The organism is Pseudoalteromonas sp. AWM4_233 (genome assembly GCF_056158285.1).
In genome coordinates this window covers 1-3,216 of sequence record NZ_JBSWSZ010000059.1, presented here as the reverse complement: position 1 = coordinate 3,216, position 3,216 = coordinate 1, and the positions used below count along the sequence as shown (strand labels likewise).

Annotated in this window: 1 protein-coding gene and 2 pseudogenes; 2 read left to right on the top strand and 1 reads right to left on the bottom strand. The window is 65.8% G+C overall.

The genetic code is table 11. From position 1 onward, the window contains the following. Positions 1–734: 734 nt before the first annotated feature. Together ACXAC4_RS19855 and ACXAC4_RS19850 are read left to right on the top strand one after the other, a co-directional pair. Positions 735–1,904: pseudogene (locus ACXAC4_RS19855) on the top strand (S8 family serine peptidase); the annotation flags it as partial. Positions 1,905–1,920: 16 nt separating this feature from the next. Then, the gene (locus ACXAC4_RS19850) at positions 1,921–2,418 is read left to right on the top strand and encodes an LGFP repeat-containing protein (protein WP_475164921.1); all 498 of its coding nucleotides are present in this window, start codon (positions 1,921–1,923) and stop codon (positions 2,416–2,418) included. A gap of 162 nt (positions 2,419–2,580) precedes the next feature. Here the strand turns inward: ACXAC4_RS19850 and sbcB are convergent. Next, positions 2,581–3,171, bottom strand: a pseudogene (gene sbcB / locus ACXAC4_RS19845) (exodeoxyribonuclease I); the annotation flags it as partial. Positions 3,172–3,216: the final 45 nt, after the last annotated feature.

Here is a 3,216-nt window from a genome sequence, read left to right as displayed (position 1 = left end):
GGCCGGCTGGAGCGCGCGCGGACCTCTCCGGACGCCGCCCCGGCGACCGCCGCCTGGCTCGAGCTCCGCAGCGAGGAGCACTACCGCCGGGCCTACAGGCTCACCTGGGCGGTGGCCGCGGTGCTCGCCGTGGGCCTGACCGCCGCCGTCCTCGCGGGTGAGCGGCGGCACGCCCCGTGGTCCCGCTGCCCGGAGCCGTCCTCCTCTACGGCTGCCTCGTCGTCGCCGGGGCGGGCGCCACTGCCCTGTGGAGCCTCGTCCAGGTCGCGCTCGACCTGGCCCCGGCCGCCCGCCGCCGGTCCCGCGGCGCCCGCGCCTCCGCGCGGAGGCACCTGGGCCGCGCGACGTCCGCGACCGCCGTGGCCCTGCTGACCGCGGGCGTCCCCTCGCTGCTGCGCCATCTCGAGTGGCTCGCCGTGCTGGTGGGGACGGCCTGGAACCGCCCCGACGGGACCGTGGGCCGACGGGGCTGGCGTCACACTTCGTGATGAAGCCGTGATCTTGTTTTAGATCTGTTCGCATTGATTTGCATGTGAGAACCTTTTCCGGGATCCCCCCAGCCCCCAGGAGTTCGCCCATGCAACGATCCATGCTCGCCCCCACCCTGTCCGCCCTCTCCCTGGCCCTCGTGCTGGCTCCTCTCACGCCCGCGACCGCCGCCCCCGCCGAGAACGCCGACGACCCTGTCCGCCCAGCAGGTCAGCGCCGAGGCCCCGCCCGAGATCACCGACCGGATGATCGTCAAGTACCGCACCCCCGTGACCGACGCCGAGTCGGAGCAGGTCGTCGAGGACGCCGCCGCCGAGGCCCACGTCCCGGAGGCCGAGGACACCACCGAGGTCCGGACCACCGGCGACGGTGCGGCCGTCGTCGAGCTGGCCGGCGAGGTCTCGACCGACCAGGCCGAGAAGCTGGCCGAGGAGCTGCACCAAGGACCCGGCCGTGGCCTACGCCGAGCCCGACCGACTCGTCTCGACCGCCCGGATCCCGGGCTCGGACGAGGCGGAGCCGGAGGACATGGGCTCCGTCGCCGCGACCGCCGCGGACCCGGACGTCCCGTCCCTGTGGGCCCTCACCAACCTGCGCGCCTTCGAGGCGTGGGACACCGCCACCGGCAAGGGCGTGACCGTCGGGGTCGTCGACACCGGCTTCGCCAACCACCCCGACCTGGATCCCAGACCATCGGCGGCTACGACTTCGTCTCCACGGCCGCCCTCGGCAACGACGGCAACGGCCGGGACTCGGACCCGCGGGACCCGGGCACCTACTCCACGGCCGGCCAGTGCTACGCCGGCTCCGCGGCCACCAACTCCATCTGGCACGGCACGCACGTGGCCGGCACCGTCGCCGCCAAGCGGGACAGCTACGGCACCGTGGGCATCGCCCCCGACGCCACCCTGCTCAACGCCCGGGCCCTGGGCGCGTGCGGCTTCGGCTACGTCTCCGACATGGCCGACGCCGTGCGCTGGCTGGCCGGCGACGCCGTGGCCGGGGCCCCCGCCCCGCGCAAGCGCGCCGACGTGATCAACATGTCCCTGTCCATGGGCGGGGGGTGCCCGGCCACGCTGCAGAACGCCATCAACACCGCCTGGTTCCGGAACATCCCGGTGGCCGTGGCCGCGGGCAACAGCGGCCGCCCGGCGATCGAGTACGCCCCGGGCAACTGCTACAACGTCATCACGGTCGGGGCCATCGGCTCGGACCGGGTGCGGGCCAGCTACTCCAACCACGGCGGCGCCGTGGACATCTACGCCCCGGGCCACCACATCCTGTCCGCGGGCAACACGGGCACCCGGGGACCGGTCGCGCCCAACAGCCGCTTCGACTACGGCACGTCGATGGCCACCCCGCACGTGGCCGGGACCCTGGCCCTGCTCAAGCAGAAGAACCCGACGCTGCGGCTCCGACCAGTACAAGCAGCTGATCCTCGACTCCGGGGACGCCTGGGACAGCCTCCCCGGGGGCAAGACGCTGAACTCCCACGACGCGCTGTGGATCACGAAGGCCGCCGACACCGCCGCACCGGCCGCGCCCACCCCGACCTACACCACCAAGGGCGCGATCGGGGCCCTGTACCAGCGGATCAAGAGCCAGACCGGGGCCCCGACCTCCCACGAGCAGGCCGTCGCCGGCGGGGTCCGCCAGAGCTTCGCCAAGGGCACCATCTACTGGTCCTCGGCCACCGGCGCCTACTGGGTGCGGGGCGGCGTCGAGACCGCCTACAAGCGCAACGGCACCGCCGCCGGCGTCCTGCGCTTCCCCCGTTCGGACGAGAAGTCCAACGGCATCGGCGGGGCCTACCAGCTGTTCCAGAACGGCCGGATCCTCTGGTCCTCCCGCACCGGGGCCCACGCTTTGACCGGGGACATCGAGACGGTCTTCGCCGCGGCGGGCAACGAGAAGGGCGCCCTGGGCTGAGTGCTGACAACAGGGTTCATCACAATGGTCTTAACCTAGCGATCAATCCCCCTTTTGAAACATTTCGTTCAATTTCACTGTACTCGTTACGTGATTTTTATGTTTCTCGGTTAAGAATCATGTGCTAAGGTTAACGACGGTTAGATTCACCTCTTACACAGCACCTACTGGCAATTCATCTTCTCCTAAATCAGCATGCTTTGTATAAAGGCGTTCACGCAACTGCTCAACGTCTAAATCAATCAGTACTTGTGGGTCTTCAGTTAAGTTAAAACACACCACGGCATTTTTATTCACAGGGTGAAAGCTCATTGGTGCTATCCAGCTTGTGCAGCCTTGAGTTGCAGGAATACGCGAAGAAGTATGCACAAGTGGTTGCATGTTATAGACATCAACGAGATCAGCTAACGCCTTCTTATTTCTTAATCCAAAGAAAAAATTAAATAGTTTTGGCTGCTTTTCTTTGATTAACTTAGCCAGTGCAATAGTTGCCGTTACATCGCTCAGCGCGTCGTGCGCTGCAGCGTGTTCGATGCCATTGGCAACGGTTAGCTCTTCTAATTTAAAACTTGGCGAACTATCTTCTTTTAATGGCCATTCAATACCTTCAGGTCTCAATGCATAACAGGCACGAACCAAATCAATAATATCCCAGCGGCTGTTTCCGTTTTGCCATTCTCGCTCGTATGGGTCATAGAAGTTTCTATACAGTGAGTAACGCGTTACTTCATCATCAAAGCGAAAGGTGCTGTGTAAGAGGTGAATCTAACCGTCGTTAACCTTAGCAATACGTAGAAT